This window comes from Streptomyces sp. NPDC014733, from assembly GCF_043083385.1.
GTDB lineage: Bacteria > Actinomycetota > Actinomycetes > Streptomycetales > Streptomycetaceae > Streptomyces.
On the sequence record NZ_JBIBYO010000002.1, the window covers coordinates 35,220 to 53,068 of the forward strand.

15 protein-coding genes are annotated in these 17,849 nt (G+C 73.9%); 11 read left to right on the forward strand and 4 right to left on the reverse strand.

Annotated features, from left to right (window positions below; genetic code table 11):
* Window positions 1-32: 32 nt before the first annotated feature.
* From ACF1BH_RS05125 to ACF1BH_RS05135, 3 genes are all read right to left on the reverse strand, one after another.
* Complete coding sequence (locus ACF1BH_RS05125) at window positions 33-680, reverse strand: amino acid ABC transporter permease (protein ID WP_391641042.1); 648 nt, start codon at window positions 678-680, stop codon at window positions 33-35.
* Window positions 681-871: 191 nt separating this feature from the next.
* The gene (locus ACF1BH_RS05130) at window positions 872-1,789 is read right to left on the reverse strand and encodes a glutamate ABC transporter substrate-binding protein (RefSeq protein WP_391641043.1); all 918 of its coding nucleotides are present in this window, start codon (window positions 1,787-1,789) and stop codon (window positions 872-874) included.
* A gap of 57 nt (window positions 1,790-1,846) precedes the next feature.
* The gene (locus ACF1BH_RS05135) at window positions 1,847-2,632 is read right to left on the reverse strand and encodes an amino acid ABC transporter ATP-binding protein (protein ID WP_359041512.1); all 786 of its coding nucleotides are present in this window, start codon (window positions 2,630-2,632) and stop codon (window positions 1,847-1,849) included.
* Window positions 2,633-2,970: 338 nt separating this feature from the next.
* Between ACF1BH_RS05135 and ACF1BH_RS05140 the strand changes: the two genes are divergently transcribed.
* From ACF1BH_RS05140 to ACF1BH_RS05155, 4 genes are all read left to right on the forward strand, one after another.
* A complete protein-coding gene (locus tag ACF1BH_RS05140) occupies window positions 2,971-3,705 on the forward strand; it encodes a response regulator transcription factor (RefSeq protein WP_391641044.1) in 735 nt (244 codons plus the stop codon).
* Between the two features lie 13 nt (window positions 3,706-3,718).
* Window positions 3,719-5,134, forward strand: a complete 1,416-nt coding sequence (locus ACF1BH_RS05145; RefSeq protein WP_391641045.1) for a sensor histidine kinase — start codon at window positions 3,719-3,721, stop codon at window positions 5,132-5,134.
* A gap of 224 nt (window positions 5,135-5,358) precedes the next feature.
* Window positions 5,359-5,562, forward strand: coding sequence for a cold-shock protein (locus ACF1BH_RS05150; protein WP_030288153.1), 204 nt, complete (start codon window positions 5,359-5,361; stop codon window positions 5,560-5,562).
* A gap of 41 nt (window positions 5,563-5,603) precedes the next feature.
* Window positions 5,604-7,211, forward strand: coding sequence for a DEAD/DEAH box helicase (locus tag ACF1BH_RS05155; RefSeq protein WP_391641046.1), 1,608 nt, complete (start codon window positions 5,604-5,606; stop codon window positions 7,209-7,211).
* A 57-nt stretch (window positions 7,212-7,268) separates the two neighbouring features.
* Here the strand turns inward: ACF1BH_RS05155 and ACF1BH_RS05160 are convergent, their stop codons facing one another.
* Window positions 7,269-8,294: a TAXI family TRAP transporter solute-binding subunit gene (locus tag ACF1BH_RS05160; protein WP_391641047.1), complete on the reverse strand. Its 1,026-nt coding sequence runs from the start codon at window positions 8,292-8,294 to the stop codon at window positions 7,269-7,271.
* A 342-nt stretch (window positions 8,295-8,636) separates the two neighbouring features.
* Here ACF1BH_RS05160 and ACF1BH_RS05165 point away from each other — a divergent pair, with 342 nt between their 5' ends.
* From ACF1BH_RS05165 to ACF1BH_RS05195, 7 genes are all read left to right on the forward strand, one after another.
* Window positions 8,637-10,082: an FG-GAP-like repeat-containing protein gene (locus tag ACF1BH_RS05165; RefSeq protein WP_391641048.1), complete on the forward strand. Its 1,446-nt coding sequence runs from the start codon at window positions 8,637-8,639 to the stop codon at window positions 10,080-10,082.
* A gap of 168 nt (window positions 10,083-10,250) precedes the next feature.
* The gene (gene miaB / locus ACF1BH_RS05170; protein ID WP_391641049.1) at window positions 10,251-11,738 is read left to right on the forward strand and encodes a tRNA (N6-isopentenyl adenosine(37)-C2)-methylthiotransferase MiaB; all 1,488 of its coding nucleotides are present in this window, start codon (window positions 10,251-10,253) and stop codon (window positions 11,736-11,738) included.
* Between the two features lie 164 nt (window positions 11,739-11,902).
* Window positions 11,903-12,616: a class III extradiol dioxygenase subunit B-like domain-containing protein gene (locus ACF1BH_RS05175; protein ID WP_391641050.1), complete on the forward strand. Its 714-nt coding sequence runs from the start codon at window positions 11,903-11,905 to the stop codon at window positions 12,614-12,616.
* A gap of 67 nt (window positions 12,617-12,683) precedes the next feature.
* Window positions 12,684-13,622 (forward strand): tRNA (adenosine(37)-N6)-dimethylallyltransferase MiaA, encoded by a 939-nt coding sequence (miaA, locus tag ACF1BH_RS05180; RefSeq protein WP_391641051.1) that lies wholly within the window; start codon window positions 12,684-12,686, stop codon window positions 13,620-13,622.
* A 107-nt stretch (window positions 13,623-13,729) separates the two neighbouring features.
* Window positions 13,730-14,332 (forward strand): hypothetical protein, encoded by a 603-nt coding sequence (locus ACF1BH_RS05185; protein ID WP_391641599.1) that lies wholly within the window; start codon window positions 13,730-13,732, stop codon window positions 14,330-14,332.
* Between the two features lie 125 nt (window positions 14,333-14,457).
* Window positions 14,458-15,333, forward strand: a complete 876-nt coding sequence (gene dapF / locus ACF1BH_RS05190) for a diaminopimelate epimerase (RefSeq protein WP_391641052.1) — start codon at window positions 14,458-14,460, stop codon at window positions 15,331-15,333.
* Between the two features lie 191 nt (window positions 15,334-15,524).
* The gene (locus tag ACF1BH_RS05195) at window positions 15,525-17,786 is read left to right on the forward strand and encodes a RelA/SpoT family protein (RefSeq protein WP_391641053.1); all 2,262 of its coding nucleotides are present in this window, start codon (window positions 15,525-15,527) and stop codon (window positions 17,784-17,786) included.
* Window positions 17,787-17,849: the final 63 nt, after the last annotated feature.

Genomic DNA, 17,849 nt, shown 5'->3' on the forward strand with positions numbered 1-17,849 from the left:
CCACGTCGTACTGATCCGCCGTCCGGTCCCGCTCACCGGGCCACCCCCATCCGCCGCTCCAGCACCCGGAAGAGGCCGCTGATCGCGAAGGTGATGACGAGGTAGGCCAGGGCGATCCACAGGAAGATCCAGCCGATGGCGAAACCCTTGTCGCTCAGCAGCTTCGAGACGTTGAACAGCTCGGTGACGCTGAAGGCGCCCGCGATGGCGGAGTTCTTCGTCAGTGCGATGAAGATGGAGCTGAGCGGCGGCAGCACCGTGCGGGTGGCCTGCGGCAGCACGATCATGCGCAGCGTCTGGGAGAACGTCATGCCCAGCGAACGGGCCGCCTCCGCCTGCCCGATCGGCACCGTCGAGATGCCCGAGCGCACCGCCTCGCACACGAACGACGAGGTGTAGAAACCCAGCGCCAGCGTCGCCAGCGCGAAGGGGCTGGTGCCGGGGAAGAGGATCTGCGGCACGACGAAGAACGCGACGAGGAAGAGCAGGGTGAGCGGGGTGTTCCGCAGCACCGTGACCCAGGCCGTCCCGAACGCCCGCAGCGGCGGGATCGGGGAGACCCGGAAGCCGGCTATGAGGAGGCCGAGCACCAGCGCCAGCAGCGCGCTGGCCGCGGTGATCGCCAGGGTTCCGAGGAAGCCGTCGCGGAACTCGGGAAGATGATCGAGGAGTACGTTCATGGGGTCTCCGCGGTTGCGGTCGGGTCGGCGGCGGGAAGGGGGCGGGGCCCGCGCGGCGGACGGCAGCGCGCCCCGCACACCCGGCGCGGCGGGCGTACGGGGCGCAGCCCTGGGAGTGCGGTGGAGGGCGCGTCCGCCCGCACCGGTGGGCGGACGGACGCGGTTGACCTCCGAAGCGGGGCGGGAGCGCGTCAGCCTCGCGGAAGCGGCAGCTCCGGCGCGGTGTCGCCGGTGAACGGCGAACCGGACTTGCCCAGCGTGCCCTCGTACGCCTTCTTGTAGTCGCCGTTCTTGATGTGCTTCTCCAGCGCGTCGGTGATCGCACCCTGGAGCGCCTTGTCGCCCTTCTTCAGGCCGACGCCGTAGGGCTCCTTGGTGAACGGCTTGTCGACGACGCGCAGCTTGTCCTTGCGCTGTGCGGCGTAGCCCTTGAGGATCGCGTCGTCGGTGGTCACAGCGGCGACCTGGCCGTCGAGCAGCGACTTGACGCAGTCCGAGTACTTCGACAGCTCGATGGTGTCGGCGCCGTACTTCGGCTTCTTGATCTCCTGCAGCGGCGTGGAGCCGACGATGGAGCAGACCTTCTTGCCGCGCAGCGACATCGGGCCGGTGATCGACTTGTCGTCCCGCGCCACCAGCAGGTCGGCGCCCGCGGTGTAGTACGGCCCGGCGAAGTCGACCTGCTTCTTGCGCTCCTCGTTGATCGAGTACGTACCGACGTAGAAGTCGACCTGGCCCTTGGAGATGGTGGTCTCACGGACGTTGGAGTCGATCGTCTTGAAGACGATCTCCTTCTCGGAGAAGCCGAGGTCGGCGGCGACCATCTTCGCGATCTCGATGTCGAAGCCGGTGTACTTGCCCGACGTGTCCTTGAAACCGAGGAACGGCTGGTCGGCCTTGACGCCGATGGTGATCTGGTGCGCCTTCTGGGCCTTCTGCAGCACGGGGGAGTCGACCTTGACGCCGGACGCGGGCTGGTAGGTGCCGCTGTAGACGTCGCCGCCGGCCGGCTTGTCGCCCGCCGTGCCCGACTCGCCGCCGCACGCGGTCGCCGTCGCCGCCAGCGCGAGCACCGCCGCGCACGCCATGGCCGTCTTACGCATCCTCATGGTGAAAGTCCTTTGTCTGCAACAGGTGTGGACGGTCATCGTGGCCCGACCGCGGGCTCAGTGGTGGAGGATCTTCGAAAGGAAGTCCTTCGCGCGGTCGCTGCGCGGATTGTTGAAGAACTGGTTGGGCTCCGCTTCCTCGATGATCCGGCCGTCGGCCATGAACACCACGCGGTTGGCGGCGGAGCGGGCGAAGCCCATCTCGTGGGTGACGACGACCATCGTCATGCCGTCCCGGGCGAGCTGCTGCATGACCTCCAGCACCTCGTTGATCATCTCCGGGTCCAGCGCCGACGTCGGCTCGTCGAACAGCATCACCTTGGGGTCCATGGCCAGCGCGCGGGCGATGGCCACCCGCTGCTGCTGACCGCCCGACAGCTGTGCGGGGTACTTGTCCGCCTGGGTGCCCACGCCCACCCGGTCCAGCAGGGCGCGCGCCTTCTTCTCGGCGGCCGCCTTGTCCGTGCGGCGGACCTTGGTCTGACCCAGGACCACGTTCTCCAGCACCGTCTTGTGCGCGAAGAGGTTGAAGGACTGGAAGACCATGCCGACATCGGCACGGAGTCTGGCCAGTTCCCGGCCCTCCTGCGGCAGCGGCTTGCCGTCGATGCTGATGGCGCCGCTGTCGATCGTCTCCAGACGGTTGATCGTGCGGCACAGCGTCGACTTGCCGGACCCGGACGGCCCGATCACCACGACGACCTCACCACGGTGGATCGTCAGGTCGATGTCCTGGAGCACGTGCAACGCGCCGAAGTGCTTGTTGACGTTGTCCAGCACGACCAACTGGTCCCCGGCCGGTGCGGGGGCCTCGGTGCTCCCGGTCCCCGATACTTCGCTCATCGGCGTGTAGCTCCGTCCTCCTCGGTTGCCAGGACAGTAGGACGGCCTGCGACCTGCGTCATTACATCTGAGCGGAACTTGAGGATCACAATCCGGCCGCGACGGCCGGAACCCGCCGCCCCGGTTCGGGGACATGGGCGCACGGCGCGCCCGCACGGGGCGCCCGCCCCTCTCCCGCGCCCCGGAGCCGCCCCGGCGTCCCCGGGCGTACCGGCTGCGTAACGGATGGCGTCCGGGGCGTGGCCGCCCCTTGACGGGCACACCGTTCATCGCCGTAGATGCCCTGTGGTTCCCGCACACCGTCAGCGCCCACCGTCACCGAGGAGGAGGCCGGGCCGATGAGACTGCTGCTCGTCGAGGACGACGACCATGTCGCCGCCGCCCTGTCCGCGGTGCTCGGACGGCACGGCTTCGCCGTCGTGCACGCCCGCAACGGCGAGGAGGCCCTCCATGCGCTCCTGCCCGACCACGACGAACCGTTCGCGGTGGTCCTCCTCGACCTCGGCCTGCCCGATCAGGACGGCTTCGAGGTCTGCGGCCGCATCCGCCGGATCCGCTCCGTGCCCGTCATCATGGTCACCGCGCGCGCCGACGTCCGCTCCCGCATCCACGGCCTCAACCTCGGCGCCGACGACTACGTCGTCAAGCCCTACGACACCGGCGAACTCCTCGCCCGGATCCACGCCGTCAGCCGCCGCGGCGCGCCCGGTCCCGCCGAGCCGCGTACCGAGGAGAGCGGCCCCGACGACGCGCTGCGACTGGGCGCCGTCACCGTCGAACTGCCCACCCGCCAGGTCTCGGTCGACGGCACCGCCGTCCCGCTGACCCGTAAGGAGTTCGACCTCCTCGCCCTCCTCGCCCAGCGCCCCGGGGTGGTCTTCCGGCGGGAGCAGATCATCAGCGAGGTGTGGCGCACCAGTTGGGAGGGGACCGGCCGGACCCTGGAGGTGCACATCGCCTCGCTCCGCGCCAAGCTGCGGATGCCCGCGCTGATCGAGACGGTCCGCGGTGTCGGCTACCGCCTCGTCGCCCCCGCCGCCCCGCTGCGCCCGCCCGCCGCCCCGGCCGGCTGAGGCCCGCCGGTCCGTGCGTACCCGACTCCTCCCGCTCCTCATCGTCCTGCTCGCCGGGGTGCTGCTCGCCCTCGGCGTGCCGCTCGCGGTGATCACCGCCGGTGTCGAGCAGCAGAAAGTGGTCATCGACCGCATCGACGACGCGGCACGGTTCGCCTCCCTCGCGCAGTTCGTCACCGACCGCTCCGCCGCCAAGACCTCCGGCGACGAGGACGAACGCAGCGCCACCCTCGCCGCGGAACTCGCCCGCTACCACGACCTCTACTCCATCCGGGCCGGGGTCTTCCACCGCGACCGCACCCCGATGGCCGTCGCCCCGCACGGCTGGCCGGTGGCGCGGGACGGCACGGGCGCCCAGGCGTTCAAGGAGGCGCTGGCCGGCTACCGCAGCCACGACCCCGACCAGATCTGGCCGTGGGACGACACCGGCCGCATCCCGGTCGCCTCGCCCGTCATCCGCGACGGTGACGTGGTCGCGGTCGTCGTCACCGACTCGCCCACCGGGCAGCTGCGCCACCGCATCCTGCGCGGCTGGCTGCTGATCGCCGCCGGGGAGTGCGCGGCGATGCTCGCCGCCGTCGCCGCCGCCTTCCGCCTCACCGGCTGGGTGCTGCGGCCGGTGCGGGTGCTCGACGCGGCCAGCCACGACATCGCCACCGGCCGGATGAAGTCCCGGGTCGCCGCCACCGCCGGGCCGCCCGAACTGCGGCGGCTGGCCCGCTCGTTCAACGAGATGGCCGACCATGTCGAGGACGTCCTGGAACAGCAGCGGGCCTTCGTCGCGGACGCCTCCCACCAACTGCGCAACCCGCTCTCCGCCCTGCTGCTCCGCATCGAACTGCTCGCCCTGGAACTCCCCGAGGGCAACGCCGAGATCGCCTCCGTACGCACCGAGGGCAAGCGGCTCGCCCGTGTTCTGGACGACCTCCTCGGCCTCGCGCTCGCCGAGCACGCCGCGGCCGACCTCCAGCTCACCGACATCGCCGCGCTCGCCGCCGAACGGGTCGGCTCCTGGCGCCCGCTCGCCGACGACAAGGGCGTCCGCCTCACCTACGAGGGGCACGCCGCGGTCACCGGCTGGGCCGACCCCGTCGCCCTCTCCAGCGCCCTCGACGCGATCGTCGACAACGCCCTGAAGTTCACCCCGCCCGGCGGCCCCGTCACCGTCTCCGTCACCCCGCGCGGCCACGGCGTACGGATCACCGTCGCCGACAGCGGACCCGGCCTCGCCGACGACGAGCTGGCCCGGATCGGCGACCGCTTCTGGCGCAGCGGGCGCCACCAGAACGTCTCCGGCTCGGGTCTGGGCCTCTCCATCAGCCGCGCGCTGCTCGCCGCGGGCGGCGCCACGCTCCGCTTCGCCCCCCATGTGCCGCACGGTCTGCAGGTACGGGTGACGGTGCCGCGGAACGCCCCGCACGGCGGGTGAGCGGGGCGTCACGGGGGTGGCGCGGGTGCTCCGCCCGGGGCGGGTGGGGACTGTGCTACTGTGAACCGCGTTGCAGTTGTGGTACCCATGAACGTCGTGTGCGCCCGGAGGCTGGTAGCCCCGGGCGTTCCGTGTTTTTACCGGAATCCTCCGGTGTCGGGCACTCATCTCGGCGACAGGGAGTCCGCGCAGTGCGGGCTCCGTGCCCCATGAAGGAGAAAATTATGGCTTCCGGCACCGTGAAGTGGTTCAACTCGGAAAAGGGCTTCGGCTTCATCGAGCAGGACGGCGGCGGCCCCGACGTCTTCGCCCACTACTCGAACATCCAGGCTCAGGGCTTCCGTGAGCTCCTCGAGGGTCAGAAGGTCTCCTTCGACGTGACCCAGGGCCCGAAGGGCCCGCAGGCGGAGAACATCATCCCCGCCTGACGCCCACGCGTCTCGCGGACGGGGCCCGCACCGGCCAGCCGGTGCGGGCCCCGTCCCGTCTCCGCGGGGCACCGGGCGCGCCCCGCCCCGTCCGCCGCCTCTCCGGTGGACGGTGCGCACGCCGCGACCGCCCCGGCCCCGCCCCACCGCGCACCCGTACGCCTCGTGTCCCGAGTGCCGTCCCACGGGGGAGTGCGCGGTCGACACGACCACGCCTCACCCCACCCGAAGGGCCTTCAGTGACACGAGCGACCGCACCGCGACGCAGCGCCGCCCCCCGCACGTCCCCCAGGACGCCCGCCCCCGCGCCCGTGGCCTCCTTCGAGGAGCTGCCGCTGGCCCCGGAGCTTCTGACCGCGCTGGGTGCGCAGGGCGTCACCGAGCCGTTCCCCATCCAGGCGGCGACGCTGCCCGCGACGCTCGCCGGGCGTGACGTCCTCGGCCGGGGCCGCACCGGCTCGGGCAAGACCCTCGCCTTCGGCCTCGCGCTGCTCAGCCGCACCGCCGGCCGCCGCGCCGAGAGCCGGCGGCCGCTGGCGCTGGTGCTCGTTCCCACCCGCGAACTCGCCGGGCAGGTCGCCGACGCGCTCGGCCCGTACGCCAAGGCGGTCGGGCTGCGGACCACCACCGTCGTCGGCGGGACCTCGATCAACCGGCAGACCGACGCGCTGCGCCGCGGCGCCGAGGTGCTGGTCGCCACCCCCGGTCGCCTCGCCGATCTCCTCGACCGCGGTGCCTGCGCCCTCGACCAGGTCGCCGTCACCGTCCTCGACGAGGCCGACCAGATGACCGACATGGGCTTCCTGCCGCAGGTCACCCGGCTCATGGAGAAGGTCGACCCGAACGGTCAGCGGATGCTGTTCTCCGCGACGCTCGACCGCAATGTCGACAAACTGGTCCGTCGCTTCCTCACCGACCCGGTCACCCACTCCGTGGACCCGTCGGCCGCCACCGTCACGACCATGGACCACCACGTCCTCTACGTCGCCGACACCGACAAGCGCGCCACCGCCACCGAGATCGCCGCCCGCGAGGGCCGCGTGATCATGTTCGTGGACACCAAGCGCGGCGCCGACCGGCTCACCAAGCACCTGCTCGCCCAGGGCGTCCGCGCCGCCGCGCTGCACGGCGGCAAGTCGCAGCCGCAGCGCAACCGCACCCTGGAGCAGTTCCGCACCGGCCACGCCACCGCGCTGATCGCCACCAACGTCGCGGCCCGCGGTATCCACATCGACGGCCTCGACCTCGTCGTCAACGTCGACCCGCCCACCGAGGCCAAGGACTACCTGCACCGCGGCGGCCGCACCGCGCGGGCCGGGGAGTCCGGCACCGTCGTCACGCTCGTCACCCCCGGCCAGCGCCGCGACATGACCCGGCTGATGCGCCAGGCCAAGATCGACCCGGACACCGCCACGGTCCGCCCCGGCGACACCGAGCTGATACGGATCACCGGCGCCCGCACCCCCTCGGGTGAGCCGGTCCAGCTCGCCGCGCCGGCCCCGCAGCAGCCCGCCCGGCGGCGCCCCGCGGCCGGCGGCGGACGGCGCAACCCCGCGGGCGGCGGTGGCGGCGGGGGCGCGACGGGTGCCCGCCGCCGGCCGCGCCGCAGCCGCGCGGGCCGCCGCCCCGGCGGTACGCCCGCGGCCTGAGCCGATGTGCGGCCCGGCCCCCGGTCTCCTCGGAGCCGGGGGCCGGGCCGCACCGCGTCAGGGCTTCTCGGACACGTAGTAGCGGCGCGCGCCCCGGTGCAGCGCCAGCGGATCGGTGAAGACCGCGGTCCGCAGGTCCACCTTCTGCGCGGCGTGCACCTCCTCGCCGATCGCATCCCGGCTCCGTATCACCGTCCGGGTCACCGCCTCGGTCAGCGCCGCGTCCTCCCGGTCGGTGGTGACCAGCAGATTGGCCACCGCGATCGTCTTCACGCCCTGCCCGCGCTGCGCCCGCGGATAGGCGTCGGCCGGCATCACGGCCTCCCGGTAGTAGCGGGACTGCCCGCCCTGACGGTGCAACGCGGCCGCCAGGTCGCCGAGTTGGACCAGCCGGACCGGGAACCGGTCCTCCAGATGCTGCACCGCGGCGGTCGGCAGCCCGCCCGACCAGAAGAACGCGTCCAGCTCCCCGCGGCGCAGCAGCGACGGCATGGTGTCGATGCCGACCCGCACCGGGCGGATGTCGCGGCCGAAGTCCAGCCCTGCCGCCGCCATCAGCCGCCGGGTGATCAGCTGGACCCCCGAACCGTCGGCGCCCACCCCCACCCGCAGCCCGCGCAGATCCTTCGCCGAGCGCACCCGCGATCCCTCCGGTACGACCAGCTGCATGTAGTCGTCGTAGAGCCGCGCGCAGGCCCGCAGCGAGCGCGCGCCCCTCTCGCCGCGCTCCCGGTACGCGGCGACCGCGTCGGCCGTCGCGATGGTGAACCCCGCGCGCCCGGAGGTGAGTTGGCGCAGATTGTCGATCGATCCCTCGCTGCGCGTCAGCCGGACGTCCAGCTGCGGCATGTCCTGGGCGAGGTCCTGGCGCAGCAGCTCGCCGTAGCGCGCGTACACGCCGGTGGGTACGCCCGTCGCCAGCGTCACGGTGCCCCGGGGGGACGGGGCGCCGCCCAGCGGCAACAGCCACCAGGCGAGCAGCGCGAGCGCCGCCGCGGCGCAGACCACGGCGGGCAGCGGGCGGCGCAGCGCCCCGGCCAGGCGGCGGGGGAGTGCGGAGAGCGACGGGAGCGCCGGAAACATGACCGGAATCCTGCCAGGGCGGATCCGGGAGGGGGAGGGGTGTGGACAACCCGCGGCCCGTCCGCCGGACGGCGGTGCGGCGCCCCGTGCCCCAACGCCCTTACAGGTAAAGGGCAATCACAAGGCAATCACAGAGCAATCACGAGGCAACGGGAGTGCAACCGGCAGGGGCCCTTCCGGAGTCCCCGTAGGTGACCTTCCGCCGCTCCCGGGTGCACCACCGGCCCGCGGGGCGCGGAACGGCATCCCCTCGAAGGGGACGGGGGCGGTGTCCGGCGGGCCCGGACACCGTACGAAGACAGGCGTAGGGACTACGCGAACCACTGATATCCAGGAGGCCGAGTGCGCAAGCGCACCAGGGGAGCGATAGCCGCAGGCGTGGGAGCCGTCGTCGTGGGGACGCTCGCCGTCACCGCGGGCGCCGTCACGTCCGGCGGCAGCGATCCCGGCAGCACCCCCCGGGCAGCCGCCAAGAAGACCGTGCTGAAGGAGGACTTCAACGGCGACGGTTACAACGACCTCGTCATCGGCGCCCCCACGGCGGACGACAACCCCTCGTACATCACCGTGGTCTACGGCTCCGCACACGGACTCGACCCGGCGACCCGTACCGTCATCGACGCCAAGACGCCCGGCATCCCGGCCGTCGCCAACGGGGTCTTCGGCAGTGAACTCGTCGCCCGCGACCTGGACGGCGACGGGATCACCGACCTCGCCGTCGTCGTGGAGTCCGGGGAGGAGGACGCCCTGCTCGCCCTGTGGGGCACCAAGGGCAAGGGGCTGAGCGGCGAAGGCGCCGTCACGCTGAGCCACGCCCGCCACATCGCGGGCGGCGACTTCAACGGCGACGGCCACCAGGACCTCTTCACCCTCGCGTACGGGAACGAGAAGCAGGCCAAGCTGCTCCAGGGCCCGTTCACCCGGGACGGCAAGCCCGCGCAGGAGCAGACCGTGTCGGTCGCCGACGGTGACTCCGAGGCGTTGTCGCTGACCGCGGGCGACCTCAACGGCGACGGCGCAGACGACGTGTTCGTCGCCCGCGCCATGGAGGAGTCGTCCCGGCCCGGCGCCGTCTTCCTCGGCGGTCCCAAGGGGCTGACCAAGCAGTCCGACGAGGGCCCCGAGGCGCTCCCCGCCACCATGGGCGACTTCAACGGCGACGGCCGCGCGGACCTCGCCTGGCGCGAGGCGCCGGGCGGCATCATCGAGGGGCCCTGGACCGACTCCGGCACCGTCAAGGTCCGCTACGGCACGGCCTCCGGTCTCGGCAGCCGCACCGACACCTTCACCCAGGCCACGCCCGGCGTGCCCGGGGCGAACGAGGAGGGCGACGTGTTCGGCGCGTCCCTCACCGCCGGTGACACCGACGGTGACGGCCGCGACGAGCTGGCCGTCGGCGTGCCCGGCGAGGCCGTCGGTACCAAGAAGCAGGCCGGTTCGGTGGTGCTGCTCAAGGGCTCCGACAAGGGCCTGACCGGCACCGGCGCGGTCGCCTTCAGCCAGGACAGCCCCGGCGTGCCCGGTGTCGCCGAGGCGGGCGACATGTTCGGCGCCGGCGTCCGGCTGCTGGACACCGACGGCAACGGCCACGCCGATCTGGCGGCCTCCGCACCCGGCGAGAACGACCGGCACGGCGCCGTCTGGTCCGTCCCGACCGGCAACCCGGCCCACGGCGGCGTGACCTCCTTCGCCGCCGCCGGCGTCGGCGCCCCGGCGTACTCCGCCCGCTTCGGCGACGTCTTCGGCGGCTCGACGCCCTCGCCCTTCTGGGGCCTCGACGAGAGCTGACGCCCCTGTGCGCGGCGGCCCCCGCCTCCTCCGGGCGGGGGCCGCCGCGCACGGTGCGCGGGCCGCCGCGCGCGCCCGCACGGGGCCCGCCCCGTCGCCGTGGGAGAGCCGCCTCCCGCACCCCCTTACCCTTGTGGGGTGACCAGCAGCAGTGACCGGAGTAATGACGTGGGCGTTGAGCGAAGCTACGAGATCCGCACCTACGGGTGCCAGATGAACGTCCACGACTCCGAACGGCTCTCGGGCCTGCTGGAGGACGCCGGATACGTCCGCGCGCCCAAGGACGCCGACGGCGCCGACATCGTCGTCTTCAACACCTGCGCGGTCCGCGAGAACGCCGACAACCGCCTCTACGGCAACCTCGGCCAGCTCGCCCCGAAGAAGGCCGCCCGCCCCGGCATGCAGATCGCCGTCGGCGGCTGCCTCGCCCAGAAGGACCGCGACACCATCGTCAAGAAGGCCCCCTGGGTCGACGTGGTCTTCGGCACGCACAACATCGGCAAGCTGCCGGTCCTCCTGGAGCGCGCCCGCGTCCAGGAGGAGGCGCAGGTCGAGATCGCCGAGTCCCTGGAGGCGTTCCCCTCGACGCTGCCGACCCGCCGCGAGAGCGCGTACGCCGCGTGGGTCTCCATCTCCGTCGGCTGCAACAACACCTGCACCTTCTGCATCGTCCCGGCGCTGCGCGGCAAGGAGAAGGACCGCCGCCCCGGCGACATCCTCGCCGAGATCGAGGCGCTGGTCTCCGAGGGCGTCTCCGAGATCACCCTGCTCGGCCAGAACGTCAACGCCTACGGCTCCGACATCGGCGACCGCGAGGCGTTCAGCAAGCTGCTGCGCGCCTGCGGGAAGATCGAGGGCCTGGAGCGGGTCCGCTTCACCTCCCCGCACCCGCGCGACTTCACCGACGACGTCATCGCCGCCATGGCCGAGACCCCGAACGTCATGCCGCAGCTGCACATGCCGCTCCAGTCCGGCTCCGACCGCGTCCTGAAGGCGATGCGCCGCTCGTACCGCCAGGAGCGGTTCCTCGGCATCATCGAGAAGGTCCGCGCCGCCATGCCGGACGCCGCGCTCTCCACCGACATCATCGTCGGCTTCCCCGGGGAGACCGAGGAGGACTTCGAGCAGACCCTGCACACGGTCCGCGAGTCCCGCTTCGCCCAGGCGTTCACCTTCCAGTACTCCAAGCGCCCCGGCACCCCCGCCGCCGAGATGGACGACCAGATCCCCAAGGAGGTCGTCCAGGAGCGGTACGAGCGTCTCGTCGCCCTCCAGGAGGAGATCTCCTGGGAGGAGAACAAGAAGCAGGTCGGCCGCACCCTGGAGGTCATGGTCGCGGAGGGCGAGGGCCGCAAGGACGACGCCACCCGCCGCCTCTCCGGCCGCGCCCCCGACAACCGCCTCGTCCACTTCACCCGCCCCGAGGAGCCGGTCCGCCCCGGCGACACGGTGACCGTCGACATCACCTACGCCGCCCCGCACCACCTCCTGGCCGAGGGCCCCGTCTCCGCGGTCCGCCGCACCGCCGCCGGCGACGCCTGGGAACGCCGCAACGCGGCTCCCGCCGCCAAGCCCGCCGGCGTCATGCTGGGCCTCCCCTCCATCGGAGCCCCGGCCGCCGCCCCGGCCCCGACGGGCGGCTGCGGCTGCGACTGACGGGGCACGCCCGGGAGCGGCCGCGCCGTGGTGCGCCGCTCCGGGCCGGCTCCTGGCGTCCGGGACGGGCTGCCGCGGGGCGGCCCGTCCCGCTGTGACCGGCGCGGCCCGGGGCGGCGGAGCGGGCGGCGCCCGCCCGCCGGGTGCGGGCTACGCTGCTCGGCATGCTCGTAGCCGCTGCCCTGTGCCCGTGCCCGCCCCTGCTCGTCCCCGAGGTCGCCGCCGGTGCCGCGGCCGAACTGGACCCGCTCCGCGCCGCCTGCCGGGAGGCCGTCGACGCCCTCGCCGCGGCCCGCCCCGACCGGCTGGTCGTCGTCGGCCCGACGGACGGCGCCGGACAGGGGCCGTACCCGCAGGGCGCCACCGGCTCGTTCCGGGGCTTCGGCGTGGACCGCGAGGTCGCCCTGGGCACCGCACCGCACCCGCCCGGGCGCCCGCTGCCGCCGGCCCTGTCCGTCGGCGCCTGGCTGCTCGCCCACGCCACCCCCGTCGACGCCCCCGTGGCGGGTCTGGGCGTGGCCGAGACGCTCGCCCCGGAGGACTGTCTGGAGGCGGGCCGCGAGGTCGCCGCCTCGGCCCCCCGGGTGGCGCTCCTCGTGATGGGCGACGGCAGCGCCTGCCGCACGGTCAAAGCCCCCGGCTACTACGACGAACGCGCCGCGGAGTACGACGCCGCCCTCGCCCGCGCCCTGGCCACCGCCGACACCGACGCCCTCGCCGCCCTCACCCCCGAGGAGGCCACCGCCCTCAAGGCGACCGGCCGCGCCCCCTGGCAGATCCTCGCCGGAGCCGCCCGCGCCGGCCGCCCGCTCCGGGGGACGCTGCGCCACGACGAGGCGCCGTACGGGGTGGGGTACTTCGTGGCGTCCTGGGCGTAGCCCCGGGCGCGGCGCCCCGCGCGGCCCCGGCACCCCGCCCACCGCGAGGTTTGGGAGACTGGACCCCGTGAACACCGCAGTCCCCGCTCCGCGGGTCATCGCCGTTGTCGGGCCCACCGCGGCCGGGAAGTCCGATCTGGGGGTCGCGCTCGCCGCGCACCTCGGCGGCGAGGTGATCAACGCCGACTCCATGCAGCTCTACCGCGGCATGGACATCGGCACCGCCAAGCTCACCGAGGCGGAGCGGCAGGGCGTGCCGCACCGGCTCCTCGACATCTGGGACGTCACCCGCGCCGCCAACGTCGCCGAGTACCAGCGCCTGGCGCGCGCCGAGATCGACCGGCTGCTCGCCGAGGGCCGCACGCCGGTCCTCGTCGGCGGCTCGGGGCTGTACGTACGCGGCGCCCTCGACGCCCTGGAGTTCCCCGGCACCGACCCGGAGGTCCGGGCGCGTCTGGAAGCCGAGCTGGCCGAGCACGGCAGCGGCGTGCTGCACGCCCGGCTCGCCGCCGCCGACCCGGAGGCCGCCCGCGCGATCCTGCCCGGCAACGGCCGCCGCATCGTGCGCGCCCTGGAGGTCATCGAGATCACCGGGCGCCCCTTCACCGCCAACCTCCCCGGCCACGAAGCCGTCTACGACACCTTGCAGATCGGCGTCGGCGTGGAGCGGCCGGAGCTGAACGACCGCATCGCCCGCCGCGTCGACCGCATGTGGGAGGACGGGCTCGTCGACGAGGTGCGCGCCCTGGAGGCCGCCGGGCTGCGCGAGGGCCGCACCGCCTCCCGTGCCCTCGGCTACCAGCAGGTCCTCGCCCACCTGGCGGGGGAGTGCACCGAAGCGGAAGCGCGGGAGGAGACCGTACGGGCCACGAAGCGGTTCGCCCGGCGGCAGGACGCGTGGTTCCGCCGCGACCCCCGGGTGCACTGGCTCAGCGGTGCCGACGGCGACCGCGCGGAACTGCCCCGGCACGCCCTTGCGCTCCTCGAACGACCGGTCACAGCCTGATCACGTCATGGCATCGGGACGCTCCGCCCGTCATCGGGGCCCCTGAGCCCGTGTCATCATCAACCGTCGATCGAGCGTGCAGTCTGTAGTGGGGAGGGCGCGTGGCAATGGAGGCCGGCCCTCGTAACGGAGCGCAGCACCCGGACCGGCACGGCACCGGCACGGCGCCGTGCGACGGTGGCGCCCCGACCCCGCACCACCCCGCGCACCCGGGGGACGCCGACGCCGCCCCGTACGCCGTCCCCGGTGACCGCGACGGACACGCCGACGCCCTTCCGGAGCCGGACGGCACCGGTCTCCAGGCCCCGTACAGCCCCGCGCTGGACGGCTCCGACGGGCCCGACGCCGAGGAGCCGGCCGCCGAGGGCGGGGAGTCGTTCCGGGAGCTGCGCCCGCCACGGAGGCTGCGGCTGTGGCAGCTGGCGCCGGTCGTGGTGCTCGCCGCCGTCGGCTCCCTGATGTTCGCCTTCCCCCTCGCCTTCGAGTTCGGCGGCGACGGCGGTGCGCCCATCGCCATGCTCGGCCTGCTGCTGTGCTGCTGCGCCGCGGGCTGGGGCATGATGGCGGCCCGTCGCGTCGGCCACACCTGGCCCGGCCTGCCCACCCGGGGCTCCGGCCGCCGCGCGAGCTGGCGCGTGGTGCTCGCCTACACCGCCGTGGTGGTCGTCCCCGCGGCCCTCGCCATCTGGCGCGTCACCCGCCTGCGCTGACCCCACGGGGCGGCCGGCCCCTCGCGGCGCCCGCACCGTGCGGCCCGTGTGCCGCCCCGCCGTACGTGCCCCGTGCCCGTCCGCCCCGCGCGCCGGACCGCCCCCGTGGCCCGTACGATTCAGGGGTGAGCACCGCAGCGCGTATCGACTTCCTCAAGGGCCACGGCACCGAGAACGACTTCGTGATCGTTCCGGACCCGGAGGGCCGCCTCGACCTGACCGCCGCCGAGGTCGCCCGGATCTGCGACCGGCGCGCCGGGATCGGCGCCGACGGTGTGCTGCGCGTCGTCCGCGCCGCCGCCGACCCCGAGGCGCGGGCGATGGCCGACGACGCCGAGTGGTTCATGGACTACCGCAACAGCGACGGCTCGGTCGCCGAGATGTGCGGCAACGGCGTCCGCGTCTTCGCCCGCTACCTCCTGCACGCCGGGCTGGCCGAGGCCGGTGACCTCGCCGTCGCCACCCGCGCCGGCATCCGCCGGGTGCACGTCGCCAAGACCGGTGACGTCACCGTCGGCATGGGCCGCGCCGAGCTGCCCGAGGGCAACGCCGACATCACCGTGGGTGAGCGCACCTGGCCGTCCCGGAACGTCAACATGGGCAACCCGCACGCCGTGGCCTTCGTCGAGGACCTGGCGCACGCCGGGAACCTGCTCGACGCCCCGGGCGTCGCGCCCGCCGCGGTCTACCCGGAGGGCGTCAACGTCGAGTTCGTCGTCGACCGCGGACCGCGCCACGTCGCGATGCGGGTGCACGAGCGCGGCTCCGGCGAGACCCGTTCCTGTGGCACCGGTGCGTGCGCCGTCGCCGTCGCCGCCGCCCGCCGGGACGGCACCGACCCGGCGCTGACCGGCACCCCCGTCACGTACACCGTCGACGTCCTCGGCGGCACCCTGGAGATCACCGAACTGCCCGACGGCACGGTGGAGATGACCGGGCCCGCCGTCATCGTCGCCGAGGGGACCCTCGATCCCACGTGGCTCGCCGGGGGAGCCGCCTGACCGTACGCCGTCGCACCGCCGCCCTCCCAAGACACGGCCGTTACCAGGAATTTCGCTCGAACGGGTGATCCGTTTCGTAGGGGGGAGGGGGCGGGCGAACGGCGCGTGGTGGGCTCGGTAGCATCAACCACCGGCCCGGCCGCTCAACCGACGGCGCCTGACCGCCGGTCGACTCGCTGCCGGAGGTGCCCATGAGCGCAGAGGCCACGAACCCTGGAAACCCGGACACGGCCCGGAACCGCCGTGGTCTGCCCCGCCCCGCACTGCGCGGACTGCGCCGTATCGGCCGGGCCGCGCTGCTCGGCCCGGCGCCGCGCGATGGTCTCCCCGACGCGCTGGAACACGTCGCCAAGGTGCACCGCGGCCACCATCCGCACGCCGATCTCGCGATCCTCGCCAAGGCGTACACGCTCGCGGAGTCCTCGCACCGCGGCCAGATGCGGAAAAGCGGCGAACCTTACATCACCCACCCGCTCGCGGTGACCCTGATTCTTGCCGAACTCGGCGCCGAGACCACCACGTTGACCGCCTCACTGCTCCACGACACCGTCGAGGACACCGAGGTGACGCTCGACCAGGTGCGGGCGGAGTTCGGCGCCGAGGTCCGCTATCTCGTCGACGGTGTCACCAAGCTGGAGAAGGTCGACTACGGTGCGGCCGCCGAGCCCGAGACGTTCCGCAAGATGCTCGTCGCCACCGGCCACGACGTCCGTGTGATGTCCATCAAGCTCGCCGACCGGCTGCACAACATGCGCACCCTCGGCGTGATGCGCCCGGAGAAACAGGTCCGGATCGCCAAGGTCACCCGCGACGTCCTCATCCCGCTCGCCGAACGCCTCGGCGTCCAGGCCCTCAAGAGCGAGCTGGAGGACCTGGTCTTCGCGATCCTGCACCCGGAGGAGTATGCCGCCACCCGCCGCCTGCTGAGCGAGCACGCCGCTCGCCCCGATCCGCTCGCCGCGCTCGCCGCCCGGATGCGTACGGTCCTGACCGACGCCGGGATCGACGCGGAGGTCCGGCTGCGCCCCCGCCACCTGGTCTCGGTGCACCGGGTGCGGCGGGCCCGCGGCGAGCTGACCGGTGCGGACCTGGGACGGATCCTGGTGCTGGTGCCCGAGGACGCCGACTGCTACGCGGTCCTGGGGGAGCTGCACACCTGCTTCACGCCGGTCGTCTCGGAGTTCAAGGACTTCATCGCGGCGCCCAAGTTCAACCTCTACCAGTCGCTGCACACCGCGGTGGCGGGCGAGGCGGGGGAGATCGCGGAAACGTTGATCCGCACCCATCAGATGCACCGCGTCGCGGAAGCCGGGGTGATCGCCCTGGGCAACCCGTACGCCCCGGCGGCCGGCGCGGACACCGCGGAGGACGAGCGGGCCGACCCGACGCGCCCCGGGTGGCTCTCCCGCCTCCTGGAGTGGCAGAGCGCCACCCCCGATTCGGAGACCTTCTGGTCCTCGCTCCGCGACGATCTCGCCCAGGACCGCGAGATCACCGTCTTCTGCCCCGGGGACGTCCCCCCGGGCGGGCGTACGGCCGGCGCCCGCCCCGTCGGGCTGCCCGCCGGGTCGAGCTGTGTGGACGGTGCGTACGCCCTGCACGGCGAGGACGCGCACCGCTGTATCGGCGCCCGGGTCAACGGCCGTCTGGCGACCCTCTCCACCGTGCTGCACGACGGCGACAGCCTCCAGCTGCTGCTGGGCCCCGACGCGGCCGCCGGCCCGTCCCCGGAATGGCTCGACCACACCCGCACCCCGGCCGCCCGCCTCGCCATCGGCCGCTGGCTGGCGGAGCGCGGCGGACAGCAGGGCGCGGGGCAGCCGCCGGGGGAGGGCGCCCCCTCGGCCTCCGGGGCTCCGGACGGTGCGCCGCCCGCCGTCGACCCGCCGTCCCCGCCCGGCCCGGAGGCGGAAGGGGAAGGGGAAGGGGCGCACGAGGCCGGGCCGGGCGCCCCCGGGGCCGACGATCCCGCCCCCGAGGCGCTGGCCGTCGACGGGCTGCCCGGTGCCGCCGTCCGGCTGGCCGGCTGCTGTACGCCCGTGCCGCCCGACCCGGTCACCGGCTTCGCCGTACGGGGCGGCAACGTCACCGTGCACCGCGCCCTGTGCCCCGTGGGGGCCCGGATGGCCGCCACCGGGCGGGAGCCCGTCGGGGTGCGCTGGCACGGCTCCGGACCGGCCGGACACGGCTGCCGGGTCACGCTCCGCGCCGAGGCCTTCAGCCGCCCCCACCTGCTCGCGGATCTCACCGAGGCCATCGCCGTCCAGGGCGCCGCCGTCGTCTCCGCCGCCGTCGAGCCCCCCTACGAGCAGCGCGTCCGCCACACCTACACGCTCCGGCTGCCGGACGCCGCCGCGCTGCCCGCCCTGCTGCGCGCCATGCGCCAGGTGCCGGGCGTCTACGACGTCACCCGGGAAGGCAAGTCCCGCCGGGCGCCCGCACCGCGCCCCTGACCGCCCGCCGCGCAGGGGCGCGCCCGCCCGGGAACGCGCCCCACGCGCACACCGAACACACCC

Bases quoted from the DNA above. Each gene is read 5' to 3' on its own strand.
- ACF1BH_RS05125 (WP_391641042.1), bottom strand. From the start codon at position 680: ATGAACGTACTCCTCGATCATCTTCCCGAGTTCCGCGACGGCTTCCTC.
- ACF1BH_RS05130 (WP_391641043.1), bottom strand. From the start codon at position 1,789: ATGAGGATGCGTAAGACGGCCATGGCGTGCGCGGCGGTGCTCGCGCTG.
- ACF1BH_RS05135 (WP_359041512.1), bottom strand. From the start codon at position 2,632: ATGAGCGAAGTATCGGGGACCGGGAGCACCGAGGCCCCCGCACCGGCC.
- ACF1BH_RS05140 (WP_391641044.1), top strand. From the start codon at position 2,971: ATGAGACTGCTGCTCGTCGAGGACGACGACCATGTCGCCGCCGCCCTG.
- ACF1BH_RS05150 (WP_030288153.1), top strand. From the start codon at position 5,359: ATGGCTTCCGGCACCGTGAAGTGGTTCAACTCGGAAAAGGGCTTCGGC.
- ACF1BH_RS05160 (WP_391641047.1), bottom strand. From the start codon at position 8,294: ATGTTTCCGGCGCTCCCGTCGCTCTCCGCACTCCCCCGCCGCCTGGCC.
- ACF1BH_RS05175 (WP_391641050.1), top strand. From the start codon at position 11,903: ATGCTCGTAGCCGCTGCCCTGTGCCCGTGCCCGCCCCTGCTCGTCCCC.
- ACF1BH_RS05185 (WP_391641599.1), top strand. From the start codon at position 13,730: ATGGAGGCCGGCCCTCGTAACGGAGCGCAGCACCCGGACCGGCACGGC.
- ACF1BH_RS05195 (WP_391641053.1), top strand. From the start codon at position 15,525: ATGAGCGCAGAGGCCACGAACCCTGGAAACCCGGACACGGCCCGGAAC.